Raw genomic sequence first — 16,715 nt, 5'->3', positions numbered from 1 at the left:
TATAGTGAGACAGCTCACATTTCCCTGAGCTTCCCCTTGACGTCACATGGCGGGGAAAACGTATGAAAAATCTTATTTTTCATAATAATAAGCCTGATTACGCCATCAAAAAACCTTCTTAAGCCTATATTTGACCTGCGTATTCTTTCTCGTATAAGTTGGAAGTCCGCTGGAAGCTTTCTGGACGGGCAAACGTCTCGTCATATTTATGCAGTAATTTAAGACTCCCTCTTAAAACAAGTCATTTACCACTTGTGAAAACCGTCACGAGAGGCCATTGATGGAGGGCGGAAAAGCAGTTCGGCGCCATTAACCTCGCCGTTCGGACTTCTGCCTGAAACCAGAAAGCCCCCTCGTGAGTGGTTGTGAGAGTCACGCAGAGCCTGGGGAGGTTCACTGATATGTTGTACGACAAATCCCAAGAAAGGGACAACTGTGGTTTCGGCCTGATCGCCCACATAGAAGGCGAACCTAGCCACAAGGTAGTGCGAACGGCGATTCACGCACTGGCCCGCATGCAGCACCGTGGCGCTATCCTTGCCGACGGCAAGACTGGCGACGGTTGTGGCCTGTTATTGCAAAAGCCCGATCGCTTTTTCCGCATGGTGGCGGAAGAGCGCGGCTGGCGTTTAGCCAAGAACTACGCGGTTGGCATGATGTTCCTCAGCACCGACGAAGAAGAAGCCCGCGCCAGCCGCCGCATCGTGGAAGAAGAGTTACAGAACGAAACGCTGTCGATTGTCGGCTGGCGTGAAGTGCCCACCAACCCGGACGTACTGGGTGAAATTGCCCTCTCTTCCCTGCCGCGTATTGAACAGATTTTCGTCAACGCCCCTGCGGGCTGGCGTCCGCGTGATATGGAACGCCGTCTGTTTGTGGCGCGTCGCCGTATCGAGAAGCGCGTCCAGGACAGCAGCTTCTATGTATGCAGTTTCTCCAACCTGGTGACGATCTACAAAGGCCTGTGTATGCCTGCGGATCTGCCACGTTTCTATCTGGATCTGGCCGATCTGCGCTTAGAATCCGCCATCTGCCTGTTCCACCAGCGCTTCTCCACCAATACCGTGCCGCGCTGGCCATTGGCGCAACCGTTTCGCTATCTGGCGCACAACGGTGAGATCAATACCATCACCGGTAACCGCCAGTGGGCGCGCGCCCGTACTTACAAATTCCAGACGCCGTTGATCCCAGATCTGCAAACCGCCGCACCTTTCGTTAACGAAACCGGCTCTGACTCCAGCTCGCTCGACAACATGCTGGAGCTGTTGCTGGCGGGCGGGATGGATCTGATCCGCGCCATGCGCCTGCTGGTGCCACCGGCCTGGCAGAACAACCCGGATATGGACACCGATCTGCGTGCCTTCTTCGACTTCAACTCGATGCACATGGAGCCGTGGGACGGCCCGGCAGGCATCGTGATGTCCGATGGCCGCTATGCCGCCTGTAACCTTGATCGTAACGGTTTGCGTCCGGCGCGCTATGTGATCACCAAAGACAAGCTGATTACCTGCGCCTCGGAAGTCGGTATCTGGGATTATCAGCCGGATGAAGTGGTCGAAAAAGGCCGCGTCGGGCCCGGTGAACTGATGGTGATCGATACCCGCAGCGGCAAGATCCTGCACTCTGCTGAAACTGATAACGATCTGAAAAGCCGCCATCCGTATAAAGAGTGGATGGAGAAAAACGTTAAGCGCCTGGTGCCGTTTGAAGATCTGCCGGACGATCAGGTGGGTAAACGCGAACTCGACGACGCCACGCTCGAAACCTACCAGAAACAGTTTGGCTACAGCAGCGAAGAACTGGATCAGGTGATCCGCGTGCTGGGCGAGATTGGCCAGGAAGCGACCGGCTCAATGGGTGACGACACCCCATTTGCCGTGCTTTCCAGCCGCCCGCGCATTATTTATGACTACTTCCGCCAGCAGTTTGCGCAGGTGACCAACCCACCGATCGATCCGCTGCGTGAAGCACACGTGATGTCTTTGGCTACCAGCATTGGCCGTGAAATGAACGTGTTCTGCGAAGCCGAAGGCCAGGCGCACCGCCTGAGCTTTAAATCACCGATCCTGCTGTATTCGGATTTCAAACAGCTCACCACGCTGGAAGGGGAATATTATCGTGCCGATACGCTCGATCTGACCTTCGATCCGGCCGAGCAGGATCTGGAACAGACGGTTCGCGCCCTGTGCGACGAAGCGGAACGTAAAGTCCGTGACGGTGCGGTGCTGCTGGTGTTATCTGACCGCGCCATCAGCAGCCAGCGCCTGCCGGTTCCGGCACCGATGGCCGTGGGGGCGATTCAGAGCCGCCTGGTGGAGAAAAACCTGCGCTGCGACGCCAACATCATCGTTGAAACCGCCAGCGCGCGCGATCCGCACCACTTTGCCGTGCTGCTGGGCTTTGGTGCTACCGCCATCTATCCTTATCTGGCCTACGAAACCCTGGCCAAGCTGGTGGACAGCCAGGCGATCGACAAAAAATACCGCGAAGTGATGCTGAACTACCGCAACGGCATCAATAAAGGGCTGTACAAGATCATGTCCAAAATGGGCATCTCGACCATCGCCTCTTACCGTTGTTCGAAACTGTTTGAAGCCGTCGGCTTGCATCGTGAGCTCTCCGATCTGTGTTTCCAGGGCGTGGTCAGCCGCATTGGCGGTGCCAGCTTCAGCGACTTCCAGCAGGATCTGCAGAATCTGAGCAAGCGCGCCTGGCTGAAACGCAAGCCGCTGGAACAGGGCGGCCTGCTGAAGTTCGTTCACGGTGGTGAATATCATGCCTACAATCCGGACGTGGTGAACTCGCTGCAAAAAGCGGTGCACAGCGGCGAATACAGCGACTATCAGGCTTATGCCAAGCTGGTGAACGAACGCCCGGTTGCCACGCTGCGCGATCTGCTGGCGATCAAACCGCAGGGGACGCCGATCCCGGTCGATCAGGTTGAACCGGCGGAATCGCTGTTCACCCGTTTCGATACCGCGGCCATGTCCATCGGGGCGCTGAGCCCGGAAGCCCATGAATCGCTGGCGATCGCCATGAACAGCCTCGGCGGCTTCTCCAACTCCGGCGAAGGCGGTGAAGATCCGGCACGTTACGGCACCAACAAAGTGTCGCGTATCAAGCAGGTGGCTTCCGGCCGCTTCGGCGTAACACCGGCCTATCTGGTTAACGCCGACGTGATCCAGATTAAGGTCGCTCAGGGCGCCAAGCCAGGTGAAGGTGGCCAGTTGCCAGGGGATAAAGTCACGCCGTATATCGCCAAACTGCGTTATTCGGTACCGGGCGTGACCCTGATTTCGCCACCGCCGCACCACGATATCTATTCGATCGAAGACTTGGCGCAGCTGATCTTTGATCTGAAACAGGTGAACCCGAAGGCGATGATTTCGGTGAAGCTGGTTTCTGAGCCGGGCGTGGGCACCATTGCCACCGGCGTGGCGAAAGCCTATGCCGATCTGATCACCATTGCCGGTTACGACGGCGGTACCGGTGCCAGCCCACTGTCTTCGGTGAAATACGCCGGTTGCCCATGGGAACTGGGCCTGGTGGAAACTCAACAGGCGCTGGTGGCCAACGGTCTGCGCCATAAGATCCGCCTGCAGGTGGATGGTGGCCTGAAAACCGGCGTCGACATTGTTAAAGCAGCGATCCTCGGTGCAGAAAGCTTCGGCTTCGGTACAGGCCCGATGGTGGCGTTGGGTTGTAAATACCTGCGTATCTGCCACCTCAACAACTGTGCCACCGGTGTGGCGACTCAGGATGAAAAGCTGCGCCGCGATCATTACCACGGCCTGCCGGAGCGCGTGGTCAACTACTTCCACTTTATCGCACGGGAAACCCGTGAAATCATGGCGGAACTGGGCGTCAGCCAACTGGTCGATCTGATTGGCCGTACCGAGTTCCTGACCGAACTGGATGGGATCTCTGCCAAGCAGAACAAGCTGGATCTGTCGCCGTTGCTGAAAACCGCTACGCCGCACGCGGGCAAAGCCCTGCACTGCACCGAAAGCAGCAACCCGCCGTTCGATCAGGGCCTGCTGAACAAGGATCTGCTGGCGCAGGCGCTGCCGCATGTTGAAGCGAAGCAAAGCAAGACTTTCTACTTTGATATCCGCAACACCGATCGTTCCGTGGGTGCCACCCTGTCTGGTGCAATCGCTACGCTGCACGGCGATCAGGGCATGGCGGCCGATCCGATCAAGGCGCACTTCTCCGGTACCGCAGGCCAGAGCTTCGGCGTCTGGAATGCGGGCGGGGTTGAGCTGACCCTGACCGGCGATGCCAACGACTACGTGGGGAAAGGCATGGCCGGTGGCCGCATTGCCGTGCGCCCACCGGTGGGTTCCGCCTTCCGCAGCCATGAAGCCAGCATCGTAGGTAACACCTGCCTGTATGGCGCAACCGGTGGCAAACTGTTCGCCGCTGGCCGCGCTGGTGAGCGTTTCGCGGTGCGTAACTCCGGTGCCATCACCGTGGTTGAAGGGATTGGTGATAACGGTTGTGAATATATGACCGGCGGTATCGTCTGCGTGCTGGGCAAAACCGGCATCAACTTTGGCGCAGGCATGACCGGTGGTTTCGCCTACGTGCTGGATGAAGACGGCGAGTTCCGTAAGCGCGTCAACCCAGAGCTGGTGGAAGTGTTAGACGTCGATCAACTGGCGATCCATGAGGAACACCTGCGTGGTTTGATTACCGAGCACGTGCAGGCCACCGGTTCATCACGCGCCGAAGAGATCCTGGCCAACTGGCCGCAATGGGCACCGAAGTTTGCTCTGGTTAAGCCGAAGTCCAGCGATGTCAAAGCATTATTGGGTCACCGTAGTCGAAGCGCCGCCGAGCTGCGGGTTCAGGCACAGTAAGAGGTCATGAAATGAGTCAGAATGTTTATCAATTTATCGACCTGCAGCGCGTAGATCCGCCAAAGAAACCGCTGAAGATCCGTAAAATTGAGTTTGTCGAGATTTACGAGCCGTTTTCGGAAACCCAGGCGAAAGCGCAGGCCGATCGCTGCCTGTCGTGTGGCAACCCGTATTGCGAATGGAAATGCCCGGTGCATAACTACATTCCAAACTGGCTGAAGCTGGCGAACGAAGGTCGCATTATGGAAGCCGCCGATCTGGCGCACCAGACCAACAGCCTGCCGGAAGTCTGTGGCCGCGTTTGCCCGCAAGATCGCCTGTGTGAAGGCTCCTGCACCCTGAACGATGAATTCGGTGCGGTCACCATCGGCAATATTGAGCGCTATATCAATGATAAAGCCATCGAAATGGGCTGGAAGCCGGATATGTCCCACGTGCAGCCCACCGGCAAGCGCGTAGCGGTGATTGGTGCCGGCCCGGCAGGCTTGGCCTGTGCCGACGTGCTGACCCGTAACGGAGTAAAAGCGGTGGTTTACGATCGTCACCCCGAGATCGGCGGCCTGCTGACCTTCGGCATACCAGCCTTCAAGCTGGAAAAAGAGGTGATGATCAAGCGCCGTGAGATCTTCAGCGAGATGGGCATCGAATTCCAGCTTAATACCGAAGTCGGTAAAGACATCACCATGGACACACTGTTAAGCGAATACGATGCGGTGTTCCTCGGCGTGGGGACTTACCAATCGATGCGCGGCGGGCTGGCGAACGAAGAAGCACCGGGAGTTTACGATGCGCTGCCATTCCTGATCGCCAATACCAAGCAACTGATGGGCTATGAAGCCACACAGCACGAGCCTTATGTCAGCATGCAAGGCAAACGCGTGGTGGTACTGGGTGGTGGTGATACCGCGATGGACTGTGTGCGCAGTGCCATCCGCCAAGGTGCCACTCAGGTAACCTGTGCCTATCGCCGTGATGAGGCCAACATGCCGGGTTCCAAGCGCGAAGTGAAAAATGCCCGCGAGGAAGGGGTGGAATTCAAATTCAACCTGCAACCGCTGAGCATTGAACTGAACAGCGCAGGCCGCGTGGCTGGCGTGAAGATGGTTCGCACTCAATTGGGTGCGCCGGATGCCAATGGGCGCCAGGTGGCCGAACAGGTTGCAGGTTCCGAGCATGTGCTTGACGCCGATGCGGTAGTGATGGCGTTTGGTTTCCGCCCGCACAACATGGACTGGTTGGCAGCGCACGACGTGCAGCTCGACAAACAGGGCCGGATTGTGGCGCCAGAAAGTATCGATAACGCCTTCCAGACCAGCAACCCGAAGATCTTCGCTGGTGGCGATGCGGTGCGCGGTTCTGATCTGGTGGTGACCGCGATTGCCGAAGGGCGTAAAGCGGCAGAAGGCATTATGAGTTACTTGGAAGTGTAAGTAACTCCTCTGTGTGATTCCAAGGGGCCAGCATGCTGGCCCTTTATTTTTTGGCAAACGTCCAAACGCTGGGCAACAAAAAAGGCACAGCATGCTGTACCTTTTTATCCTGCTGACGCAGTTACTTCACGACGCGCAACGCCGGGCGGCCACCGCGTGGCGGCTGCGGCGGTTCATCATCAGGGCCATGATCGTCATGGTGGTCCTGACGATCGCCGTCGATCACTGACATCAGATTTTCTGAAGAACCGGTTTGATTATCCAGGCCTTCGAAAGCCCTTTCCGTTTCATAGGCAGCTTCAGGCTCGAACATGGTACCTGCGCCGTTTTCACGTGCATAGATCGCCAGTACGGCGGCCATTGGCACCAACACCTGACGCGGCACCCCACCAAAACGGGCGTTGAAACTCACGTCATTATCGCCCAACTGCAGGTTACCGACGGCGCGCGGCGCGATGTTCAGCACTATCTGGCCATCACGGGCAAACTCCATTGGCACCTGGACATCAGGGCGCATAACATCCACCACCAGATGCGGGGTGAGTTGGTTATCCAGCAACCAGTCATAGAATGCCCGCAGCAGATAAGGGCGGCGCGGGGTCATCTGAGACATATCCATGACGTTTAACCCCGGGTTTGCAGGCGCATTTCGCGCTCGGCTTCGGTCAGGGAGGCCAGGAATGCATCACGCTCGAACACACGGGTCATGTAGCCTTTCAGCTCTTTAGAACCCACACCGCTCAACTCAATACCCAGTTGCGGCAAACGCCACAGCAACGGTGCCAGGTAGCAATCCACCAGGCTGAACTCTTCGCTCATGAAATATGGCGTCTGACCGAAGATTGGCGCGATTGCCAGCAGCTCTTCGCGCAGTTGACGGCGTGCTGACTCGGCTTCCTGACCGTTACTCTGCTCGATTTTATACATCAGCGAGTACCAGTTTTTCTCGATACGCAGCATCATCAGGCGGCTTTCGCCACGCGCAACCGGATAAACCGGCATCAGCGGTGGGTGCGGGAAACGCTCATCAAGGTATTCCATGATGATGCGGGACTCGTACAGCGTCAGTTCGCGATCGACCAGCGTAGGTACCGTTTGGTAAGGATTGAGGTCAATCAGATCCTGCGGCAGGTTATCCGGTTCAACCTGCTCGATCTCGACGCTGACACCTTTCTCCGCCAGTACGATACGTACTTGATGGCTAAAGATGTCGGTCGGGCCAGAAAACAGCGTCATTACCGAACGTTTGTTGGCAGCGACAGCCATGAAAACCTCCAAGTGTTATCTAGAAAATACTGCGAATAGCCAACTTCCCTTTGTCTTTCAAGTTGGCATCTTGCCGCGGCTTGAAATCTATTGGGCCCATCAGGCTGCTATTCTGAATAGTCTTGACCGCAAGCCTGCAGTTCGCAGATAAACCTTAGGTCGAGAAACGGGCCTCGGAGGTAGACTGACAGCAACTGCACGGCGAACAGGCGCAAAAGTGGGTCATAGTTTACCAGATTTTGACTCTCTTGTGGGGACCATGCGGCGATTTCATGTTGAATTGTCAGCCAGGCCGCAGATTTCCATGAAGTTTCAAGGAATTTCAGGCATAAAAAAACCCGGTGAGGCACCGGGTTTTTCGCGTAAAACGCACTGCCGAGGCAGCAAGAATTAACGCTTGGAGAACTGCGGACGACGACGTGCTTTACGCAGGCCGACTTTCTTACGTTCAACCTGACGAGCATCACGAGTAACGAAGCCTGCTTTACGCAGCTCGCCACGCAGAGTCTCATCATATTCCATCAGTGCACGGGTAATACCGTGACGGATAGCACCAGCTTGACCAGAGATACCACCACCTTTAACGGTGATGTACAGGTCAAATTTACCAACCATGTCGACCAGTTCCAGCGGCTGACGAACTACCATGCGGGCAGTTTCGCGACCGAAGTACTGTTCCAGGCTACGCTGGTTAATAACGATGTTACCACTGCCCGGCTTGATGAAGACGCGAGCGGCGGAGCTTTTGCGGCGACCAGTGCCGTAGTATTGATTTTCAGCCATTGCCATTAATCCCGATTAAATGTCCAGAACTTGCGGTTGCTGTGCCGCGTGATTGTGCTCAGTGCCCGCGTAAACTTTCAGCTTACGGAACATTGCACGACCCAGCGGGCCCTTCGGCAGCATGCCTTTAACCGCGATTTCAATCACACGCTCAGGACGGCGGGCAATCATCTCTTCAAAGGTCGCTTCTTTGATACCACCGATGTGGCCGGTGTGGTGGTAGTACATCTTGTCATTACGCTTGTTGCCGGTTACAGCAACTTTTTCTGCGTTCAGAACGATGATGTAATCACCGGTATCAACGTGCGGAGTGTATTCCGCTTTATGCTTGCCGCGCAGACGACGAGCCAGTTCAGTAGCAAGGCGGCCTAAAGTTTTACCGTCTGCATCAACAACGTACCAGTCGCGTTTTACGGTTTCTGGTTTAGCTGTAAAAGTTTTCATTAAAAGCTTACCCAATAATTAGTTACACGTTGGTGAACACCCAAACGCTCGAAAACAGTTGAGGCTCACACGACCATCAAGTCCAGCAAACCTACCCCTTCGAATAGCCATTGCCGGCACTATAAAGTTTTTGGGAAAAAAACTTTGTTGTAACGTGGGGTCGCAGGATTATAGAGAAGTCGCCCACAAAGATCGAACAGTTTTTGAGGCAAACCGCGATTTATGGCAAGTGAGGCAGCTTCAGATACTCTTCACTCTGCATCTCCTGCAAACGCGACAAACAGCGCTGGAATTCAAACTTCAGCCGCTCACCCTGATAAATCTCGAACATCGATGCCTCAGCGGTAATCACCAGCTTGACATGGCGCTCATAAAATTCATCCACCAGTGCCAGAAAACGGCGGGCGGTATTCTCCTTCAGCGGCCCCATAATGCGCACGTTATACAGCATCACGCTGTGATACAGGCGCGACAGCGCAATATAATCCAACTGGCTGCGCGCATCTTCGCACAGCGTGTGAAAATCCACTGCCAACACCCCTTCTACCGCGCGGATCGTCGCTAATGGCCGATGGTTGATCTGCAACACCGGCGCATCTTCACCCGCTCTGCCGGCCAGCTTCAAAAAGATCTGGTCCATCGCGCTTTGCGTCTGTGGGGTGAGCGGTGTCAGATACAGGTGCGCCTGTGTCAAGGTGCGCAAGCGATAATCAATACCGGCATCGACGTTCATCACGTCACAATATTCTTTGATCAAGGCGATGGCGGGCAGGAATCGCGCCCGCTGCAAACCGTTATGATAGAGGTTGTCCGGCAGGATATTGGACGTGGCCACCAGCGTGATCCCGCGCGCAAACAGCGCCTGCAACAGCGTTGCCAGCAGCATCGCGTCGGTGATATCCGAAACGAAAAATTCATCAAAGCACAACACATCGGCCTGTGCTTTGAAGCCATCGGCCACGATCTCCAGCGGATTTTCATGGCCCTGCAATTCGGTCAGTTCTTCGTGCACCCGCAGCATAAAACGGTGGAAATGCAGCCGCAGCTTGCGTTCGCCCGGCAAGCTGTGGAAAAACAGATCCATCAGCCAGGTTTTGCCACGGCCAACGCCGCCCCACATATACAATCCTTGCACCGGGCGCGGGTTCAGCGTTGTGCTGTTTTTGCCCCACAGTCGGCTGAACTTGCCGCGTAAACCGCCCGCCGTTGCGCCTTGAGCCGGTACCTGCAGCAACGCCTGATAGATCTGATCCAACTGCGTAACGGCCTGACGCTGAACCGCATCGGCCTGGTATTCCCCCGCATCCAGCGCCTGCTGGTAGCGTGATAACGGTGACTGTGCCTGCATTTATTCGAAGATCCCTAAGAATTCTGAGAATTTATTTTGCAAATTTTCGCGGCGTTTCGCAGCTGCTTCGCCCCCTGATCGCCACATTTACCCACGCTGTGGCCAGAGAAAAAACCCGGCAAACGTTCGGTAACGGTTTATCAGGATTCCACTCAGACAAGGTTAACGGTTATAGTGAACATTATTAAGTGAAAAATCCCTGCGGAACAACGAAGTCACAATAGGAGTCATCATGACCTGGGAGTATGCGCTGATTGGTTTGGTTGTCGGTATCGTGATTGGTGCGGTAGCGATGCGTTTTGGTAACCGTAAATTACGTCAACAACAAGAGCTGCAAAGCGAGTTGGATAAAAGCAAAACCGAGCTCGAGGAATACCGTCAGGAACTGGTTGGCCACTTTGCCCGCAGTGCCGAACTGTTGGACAACATGGCGCGCGACTATCGCCTGCTCTATCAGCATATGGCGAAAAGTTCCAACAACCTGCTGCCGGATCTGCCGCTCCAAGACAATCCGTTCCGTTATCGTCTGACTGAAGTGGAAGCCGATAACGATCAGGCCCCGGTAGAAATGCCGCGTGACTATTCTGAAGGGGCATCTGGTCTGCTGCGTGGCACAACGCCACGTCGCGATTAATTTCTCTGATGCAAACCCGTGGTTCACCCCACGGGTTTGTTGATCTTCTCCACGCCTTACCCCCTGCATCTGCGCTATTCTTTCTACTGACGATTAAGTGAACTTTTCACGCAAATTCACAGTCTTACACGGGTATCGCTATTGCTTTATCATCAGAATTTCACCGGCAGGTATTGAGAGAGTTATTATCAATGAAGAAAAAATCATTAATTCTTAGCGCGTTAGCAATGAGCATGAGTCTAACGCTGGCTTCTGCACCCGTAGCCAACGCAGCCATGCCGGTTGCCGTTGAGGGGCAACCGCTGCCAAGCCTGGCACCAATGCTGGAAAAAGTCCTGCCCGCCGTGGTGAGCGTGCGTGTGGAAGGCACCCAGGTACAACGCCAGCAGCAATTGCCGGAAGAGTTTAAATTCTTCTTTGGCCCCAACATGCCATCACAGCGGCAAAGCTCGCGTCCTTTTGAAGGCCTGGGTTCCGGTGTGATTATTGATGCGGAAAAAGGTTATATTCTGACCAACAACCACGTCATCAGCAACGCCGACAAGATCAGCATCCAGCTTAACGATGGCCGTGAATATGAGGCCAAGCTGCTTGGCCGTGATGAGCAATCCGACATTGCCCTGTTGCAGGTCAGCGGTGCAAAAAATCTGACTGCGGTAAAAGTGGCAGATTCCGACAAACTGCGCGTAGGTGACTTCGCCGTCGCCGTTGGTAACCCCTTCGGCCTCGGCCAGACGGCAACCTCCGGCATTATCTCTGCCTTAGGCCGCAGCGGCCTGAGCCTGGAAGGGCTGGAAAACTTCATCCAGACCGATGCCTCCATCAACCGTGGTAATTCCGGCGGTGCGCTGGTTAACCTCAACGGTGAACTGATCGGTATCAACACCGCAATTCTGGCTCCGGGCGGGGGCAATATCGGTATCGGTTTCGCGATCCCCAGCAATATGGCGCAGAGCCTGAGTAAGCAACTGATTGAGTTTGGCGAAGTCAAACGCGGCCTGTTGGGCATCAAAGGCAGTGAAATGACCGCCGATATGGGGAAAGCCTTTAATACCGACGTGCAACGCGGTGCCTTCGTCAGCGAAGTGTTGCCAAAATCTGCCGCCGCCAAAGCGGGTATCAAAGCCGGTGACATTCTGGTTTCTATTGAAGGCAAGCCGATCAGCAGTTTTGCTGAGCTGCGCGCCAAAGTCGGCACCACTGCACCAGGTACCACCATCAAAGTGGGTCTGCTGCGTGAGGGTAAACCGATGGAAGTGTCGGTCACCCTGGAAAACAGCGAAAGCGCCTCTACCAATGCCGAGACGCTCTCTCCTGCGCTGCAAGGGGCATCTCTCAGTAACGGTGCTCTGCCAGGCGGTGAGAAAGGCGTGAAGATTGAGAACGTCGAGAAAGGCACTCCGGCCGCCCAGATTGGCCTGCAGAAAGGGGATGTGATCATCGGTGTCAATCGTGAACGGATTGAGGACATCGCGGCATTACGCAAACTGCTCGACACCAAGCCAGCCGTTACGGCATTGAGCATCATGCGCGGCAATGAAAACATTTATCTGTTAATGCGTTAATTTGTCTCAAAACCGGGTGCGGTAACATACTGCCCCCGGTTAACTCATGCTATCCTCCATTTACCATCCATTTAGCATATTAAAACCCCATGTTTGCTAAGCTTTTGCGTTCAGTTGTTATTGGTTTGATTGTCGCTGGCCTGTTGTTGGTTGCCCTGCCCGTGCTGCGTTCTTCCAGTAATATTTTCGCCAGCAAACCTGGAAACACCAGCGACGAAATCCCTGCCAGCTACAATACCGGCGTACGCCGCGCAGCGCCTGCGGTGGTGAATATCTATAACCGCAATATGAGTGGCACAGCCAACGTGCTGTCGTTAGGTTCCGGTGTGATCATGAACGATCGCGGCTACATCATTACCAATCGCCATGTGATCAAAGATGCCCAACTGATTACCGTGGTGCTGCAGGATGGCCGCCGTTATGAGGCACTGCTGGTGGGTTCCGACAGCCTGACTGATTTGGCGGTGCTGAAAATCGATCCCGGTAACTTGCCGGTGATCCCGATCAATAGCCAACGTCCGGCGCATATCGGCGATGTAGTGCTGGCGATCGGCAACCCTTACAACCTGGGGCAAACCGTGACTCAGGGGATTATCAGTGCCACTGGCCGCATCAGCCTTAGCACCACCGGGCGGCAAACCTTCCTGCAAACCGATGCCTCGATCAACCGTGGCAACTCCGGCGGTGCGTTGGTCAATTCACTGGGTGAACTGATGGGCATCAATACCCTGACTTATGACAAGGTGACCGATGGGGAAACACCGGAAGGGTTAGGCTTCGCTATTCCAACGGCGCTGGCAACCAAGATCATGGATAAGCTGATCCGCGATGGCCGAGTGATCCGCGGTTACTTTGGTATTCAGGGGAAAGAGATTATTCCGGTGCGCACTTCCAATAGCGGTATCGATCGTCTGCAAGGCATTATCGTCACCGAACTCACGCCCAATGGGCCAGCCGCCAACGCAGGCTTCCATATCAACGACATCATTATCAACGTCGATAATAAACCGGCCGTGGCCGTGCTGGAAACCATGGATCAAGTGGCTGAAATTCGCCCAGGGACCGAGATCCCGGTTGTGGTACTGCGTGAAGGCCAACGCCTGACGCTGAAAATGACGGTGGGTGAGTTCCCGGAAGATAATAGCTAAAAGCCCGGTTTCCCGGGCTCTCATTTTCTAGGCCAAACGCAGCCTTATGCGTCTTTTACCCGCTCGATATTGGCACCCAGCGCACGCAGTTTGTTTTCAATACCTTCGTAGCCACGATCGATGTGATAGATACGATCCACCGTCGTCACGCCCTCGGCAATACAGCCAGCCAGCACCAAGCAAGCGGAAGCACGCAGATCCGTAGCCATCACTTGTGCACCAGAAAGCTGCTCGACACCGTGGCAAATCACGGTATTGCTCTCGATCTCAGCATGTGCGCCCATACGAATCAGCTCAGGCACGTGCATAAAGCGGTTTTCGAAGATGGTTTCGGTAATAACGCCAGTGCCTTCTGCCACCAGGTTCAACAGGCTGAACTGCGCCTGCATATCGGTAGGGAACCCCGGGTGTGGAGCAGTACGCACGGTCACCGCTTTCGGGCGCTTGCCATGCATATCCAGGCTGATCCAGTCGGCCCCCACTTCAATATCGGCTCCGGCCTCACGTAGCTTGGCCAGCACCGCATCCAACGTATCCGGGCGCGTATTACGGCACAGAACTTTGCCACCGGAAACCGCCGCTGCCACCAGGAAAGTACCGGTTTCGATACGGTCTGGCAGCACGCGATAAACACCGCCGCCCAGGCGCTCGACTCCTTCAATAGTGATGCGGTCAGTGCCAGCACCGCTGATTTTGGCACCCAGCGTGTTGAGGAAATTGGCGGTATCGACAATTTCCGGCTCGCGTGCGGCGTTCTCAATGATGGTGGTGCCCGTTGCCAGCGTTGCCGCACTCATGATCGTCACGGTAGCGCCTACGCTGACCTTATCCATCACGATGTGTGCACCTTTCAGGCGCCCGTCCACGGAAGCCTTGACGTAGCCCTCTTCCAGTTTGATTTCTGCGCCCAGTTGTTCCAGGCCGGTAATGTGCAAATCAACCGGGCGCGCACCGATGGCGCAGCCACCGGGCAGCGAAACCTGACCACGACCAAAACGCGCCACCAATGGCCCCAGGGCCCAGATGGATGCTCGCATGGTTTTCACCAGTTCGTATGGCGCACAGAACTCGTTAACCTCGCTGGCATCAACAAATACCGAGCCATTACGCTCGATTTTGGTGCCTAACTGGTTGAGTAATTTGATGGTTGTGTCAATGTCCTTCAGTTTCGGGACATTCTGCAACTCGACAGGCTCTTCCGCCAACAAGGCGGCAAACAGAATCGGCAGGGCAGCATTCTTCGCCCCGGAAATGGTCACTTCACCGCTGAGACGGCTCGGACCCTGCACACGAAATTTATCCATTTGACTATATTCTCTGTTATTTGTTCTGAGCTGCCTGCCCGACAGGGCAAACAGCCTTAAAATCCGTTGAGCTTGCGATCCCGCTGCCACTCTTCTGGCGTGAATGTTTTGATCGACAGGGCATGAATGCGGTTATCCGCGATGTATTCCATCAGCGGCGCATAGACAGTCTGCTGTTTTTTGACACGGCTCAGAGTGGCGAACAATTCCCCCACCGCAATCACCTGAAAGTGGCTACCATCACCGGTAACATGGACTTCATCCAGTACCAATGCTCGCATCAGCACGTCTTTAATTTCGCTATTTTCCATAGTATCCAGTTCTGTATCAAAAGGATCGTTATCAACCTAGTATCTTAGTGGAATCCGACGCTTTCTTAAACTAAAGAAAAAGCCCCTGGGCAACAGGGGCTTTCAACATAAAACCAGCCTAAAGCGGGCTAAGCGACGGTATCTGCAGGCATTATCGCTTGCAGATTGTAAAGCGCAATCAGCGTTTGCAACCGCTCTGTCACGCCAGAAATTTTTAATTCGACACCCCGCTGGCGCTGCTGTTCGCGCAAATGCAGCAGCAATGCCAGGCCGGAGGAGTCAACGCGCTGCAACTGAGCCACGTCCACGATGGCTTTATCCGCCACCAGTGCCTCACGCTGTTGCCAAAGTGGCAGCAGGGTTTCGCGCGTCAGTTCGCCGCGCAGAATCAGGATTGGCGGTTGTGATTCCCAGCTTAATGCTTCGGCCATCAGTTTTTCTGATCCAAGGTGATTGGCTGCTGCGCCGCAACCAGCAACTGTTGAGTCAGGCCATCAACCCCTTTGGTACGCAGAGTCGATGCCCACTCATTCTGCTTGGTGGTGATCATGCTGACGCCTTCGGCAATCATGTCATACGCCTGCCAATAGCCGGTCTTGCTGTTTTTTCGCCATTGGAAGTCCAAGCGCACCGGTGGGCGGCCCGCGTTATCGATGATCGTCACACGAATGGCGACAATGTCGGCATCTCCCAGAGGCTGCGCCGGTTCAATCTGATAAGTCTGGCCATGATACATCGCCAGAGCCTGGCCGTACGCCTGCTCCAGATAAGCCTGGAAAGCGGCAAAATAAGCCTCACGCTGTGCCGGGGAGGCCTCTTTGTAGTAACGGCCCAATACCAGCGCACCGGCGTATTTCACCTGCACAAACGGCATCAATTCCTCATGCACGATGGTGCGCAGGTAGTTGGGATCCTGTTTGATTTTAGGCTGTTCGGTTTTCAGGCGCGCGAAGGTTTTATCCGCGGCATCCTGCATCAGGCTATAAGGATTGGTCTGATCAACCGCAGACGCTAGCGGAGCAACCACCAGCAGAGCCACCATCAGTAAACGTTTAAACATGCAGGCTTCCTCTATTAATGACTTGGGGCAGGTTGTGGAGCAGCATCGGCTGCCGGTGCCGCAGCCGCCGGTTTGCCCGCACTATCCTGGCTGCCACTCTTGTACAGGAACTGGCCGATCAAATCTTCCAGCACCATGGCTGACTTGGTGTCCTGAAGGGTTCCGCCATCTTTCAGAATGGTGGTGCCCATATCAGGATCTTCAAAACCGATGTTCAACGCCAGATATTGTTCCCCCAATAGGCCGGAGGTACGCACCGCCAATGAACTAGTGTCTGGTATCTGGTTATATTTACTCTGAATATCCAGCGCCACACGCGGCGTGTAGGTTTTCGGATCGAGCGAGATCTCCGCTACCCGGCCAATCACCACCCCACCGATCTTCACCGGTGAACGCGCTTTCAAGCCACCGATATTATCAAAGGTGGCATAGATACGGTAAGTCGGCTCATTACCGATCGACTTAATATTTGCCACCTGCAGGCAGAGGAAGACGATGGCACACAGTGCAATCAGCATGAACGCCCCAACCCAGATTTCACTCTTCTTCGTTTGCATCGA

Annotated in this window: 15 protein-coding genes; 5 read left to right on the top strand and 10 right to left on the bottom strand. The window is 55.1% G+C overall.

Annotation, left to right across the window (positions count from 1 at the left end; translation table 11 throughout):
• Nucleotides 1–401 precede the first annotated feature (401 nt).
• Together gltB and BMI79_RS09105 are read left to right on the top strand one after the other, a co-directional pair.
• Nucleotides 402–4,862, top strand: coding sequence for a glutamate synthase large subunit (gene gltB, locus BMI79_RS09110; protein WP_076941828.1), 4,461 nt, complete (start codon nt 402–404; stop codon nt 4,860–4,862).
• A gap of 11 nt (nt 4,863–4,873) precedes the next feature.
• Nucleotides 4,874–6,292, top strand: coding sequence for a glutamate synthase small subunit (locus BMI79_RS09105; protein WP_076941827.1), 1,419 nt, complete (start codon nt 4,874–4,876; stop codon nt 6,290–6,292).
• A 121-nt stretch (nt 6,293–6,413) separates the two neighbouring features.
• Here BMI79_RS09105 and sspB read toward each other — a convergent pair whose 3' ends face one another.
• The 5 genes from sspB to zapE all read right to left on the bottom strand — a co-directional run bounded on the left by sspB (nt 6,414) and on the right by zapE (nt 10,133).
• Nucleotides 6,414–6,911, bottom strand: coding sequence for a ClpXP protease specificity-enhancing factor (gene sspB, locus BMI79_RS09100; RefSeq protein ID WP_076941826.1), 498 nt, complete (start codon nt 6,909–6,911; stop codon nt 6,414–6,416).
• A gap of 5 nt (nt 6,912–6,916) precedes the next feature.
• Entirely contained in the window at nt 6,917–7,558 is a 642-nt protein-coding gene (gene sspA, locus BMI79_RS09095) for a stringent starvation protein SspA (protein ID WP_076941825.1), read from the bottom strand.
• 390 nt (nt 7,559–7,948) lie between these two features.
• Nucleotides 7,949–8,341 (bottom strand): 30S ribosomal protein S9, encoded by a 393-nt coding sequence (gene rpsI / locus BMI79_RS09090; RefSeq protein ID WP_076942061.1) that lies wholly within the window; start codon nt 8,339–8,341, stop codon nt 7,949–7,951.
• 15 nt (nt 8,342–8,356) lie between these two features.
• Nucleotides 8,357–8,785 carry a 50S ribosomal protein L13 gene (rplM, locus tag BMI79_RS09085; protein WP_004958166.1) on the bottom strand — a complete coding sequence of 143 codons (429 nt, stop codon included), beginning with the start codon at nt 8,783–8,785 and terminating at the stop codon, nt 8,357–8,359.
• A gap of 220 nt (nt 8,786–9,005) precedes the next feature.
• Entirely contained in the window at nt 9,006–10,133 is a 1,128-nt protein-coding gene (zapE, locus tag BMI79_RS09080; protein WP_076941824.1) for a cell division protein ZapE, read from the bottom strand.
• A 232-nt stretch (nt 10,134–10,365) separates the two neighbouring features.
• Here zapE and zapG point away from each other — a divergent pair, with 232 nt between their 5' ends.
• The 3 genes from zapG to degS all read left to right on the top strand — a co-directional run bounded on the left by zapG (nt 10,366) and on the right by degS (nt 13,480).
• Entirely contained in the window at nt 10,366–10,767 is a 402-nt protein-coding gene (gene zapG / locus BMI79_RS09070) for a Z-ring associated protein ZapG (protein WP_076941822.1), read from the top strand.
• 191 nt (nt 10,768–10,958) lie between these two features.
• The gene (gene degQ, locus BMI79_RS09065; RefSeq protein ID WP_076941821.1) at nt 10,959–12,332 is read left to right on the top strand and encodes a serine endoprotease DegQ; all 1,374 of its coding nucleotides are present in this window, start codon (nt 10,959–10,961) and stop codon (nt 12,330–12,332) included.
• Between the two features lie 89 nt (nt 12,333–12,421).
• Entirely contained in the window at nt 12,422–13,480 is a 1,059-nt protein-coding gene (gene degS / locus BMI79_RS09060; RefSeq protein ID WP_076941820.1) for an outer membrane-stress sensor serine endopeptidase DegS, read from the top strand.
• Between the two features lie 44 nt (nt 13,481–13,524).
• Here the strand turns inward: degS and murA are convergent, their stop codons facing one another.
• The 5 genes from murA to mlaD all read right to left on the bottom strand — a co-directional run bounded on the left by murA (nt 13,525) and on the right by mlaD (nt 16,712).
• Nucleotides 13,525–14,784, bottom strand: coding sequence for a UDP-N-acetylglucosamine 1-carboxyvinyltransferase (murA, locus tag BMI79_RS09055; protein WP_076941819.1), 1,260 nt, complete (start codon nt 14,782–14,784; stop codon nt 13,525–13,527).
• A 56-nt stretch (nt 14,785–14,840) separates the two neighbouring features.
• Nucleotides 14,841–15,095, bottom strand: coding sequence for a BolA family iron metabolism protein IbaG (ibaG, locus tag BMI79_RS09050; RefSeq protein ID WP_076941818.1), 255 nt, complete (start codon nt 15,093–15,095; stop codon nt 14,841–14,843).
• Nucleotides 15,096–15,223: 128 nt separating this feature from the next.
• Complete coding sequence (mlaB, locus tag BMI79_RS09045; protein WP_076941817.1) at nt 15,224–15,526, bottom strand: lipid asymmetry maintenance protein MlaB; 303 nt, start codon at nt 15,524–15,526, stop codon at nt 15,224–15,226.
• Nucleotides 15,526–16,155, bottom strand: coding sequence for a phospholipid-binding protein MlaC (mlaC, locus tag BMI79_RS09040; protein ID WP_076941816.1), 630 nt, complete (start codon nt 16,153–16,155; stop codon nt 15,526–15,528). Before mlaC ends, mlaB begins: the two co-directional genes overlap by 1 nt.
• Nucleotides 16,156–16,169: 14 nt before the next feature.
• Nucleotides 16,170–16,712, bottom strand: a complete 543-nt coding sequence (gene mlaD, locus BMI79_RS09035) for an outer membrane lipid asymmetry maintenance protein MlaD (protein ID WP_076941815.1) — start codon at nt 16,710–16,712, stop codon at nt 16,170–16,172.
• Nucleotides 16,713–16,715 lie beyond the last annotated feature (3 nt).

This window comes from Serratia oryzae (genome assembly GCF_001976145.1).
In the GTDB taxonomy this organism is placed as follows: domain Bacteria; phylum Pseudomonadota; class Gammaproteobacteria; order Enterobacterales; family Enterobacteriaceae; genus Chania; species Chania oryzae.
Note: the sequence above shows the minus strand (reverse complement) of the source record. Positions and strands in the feature narration are given on the sequence as shown.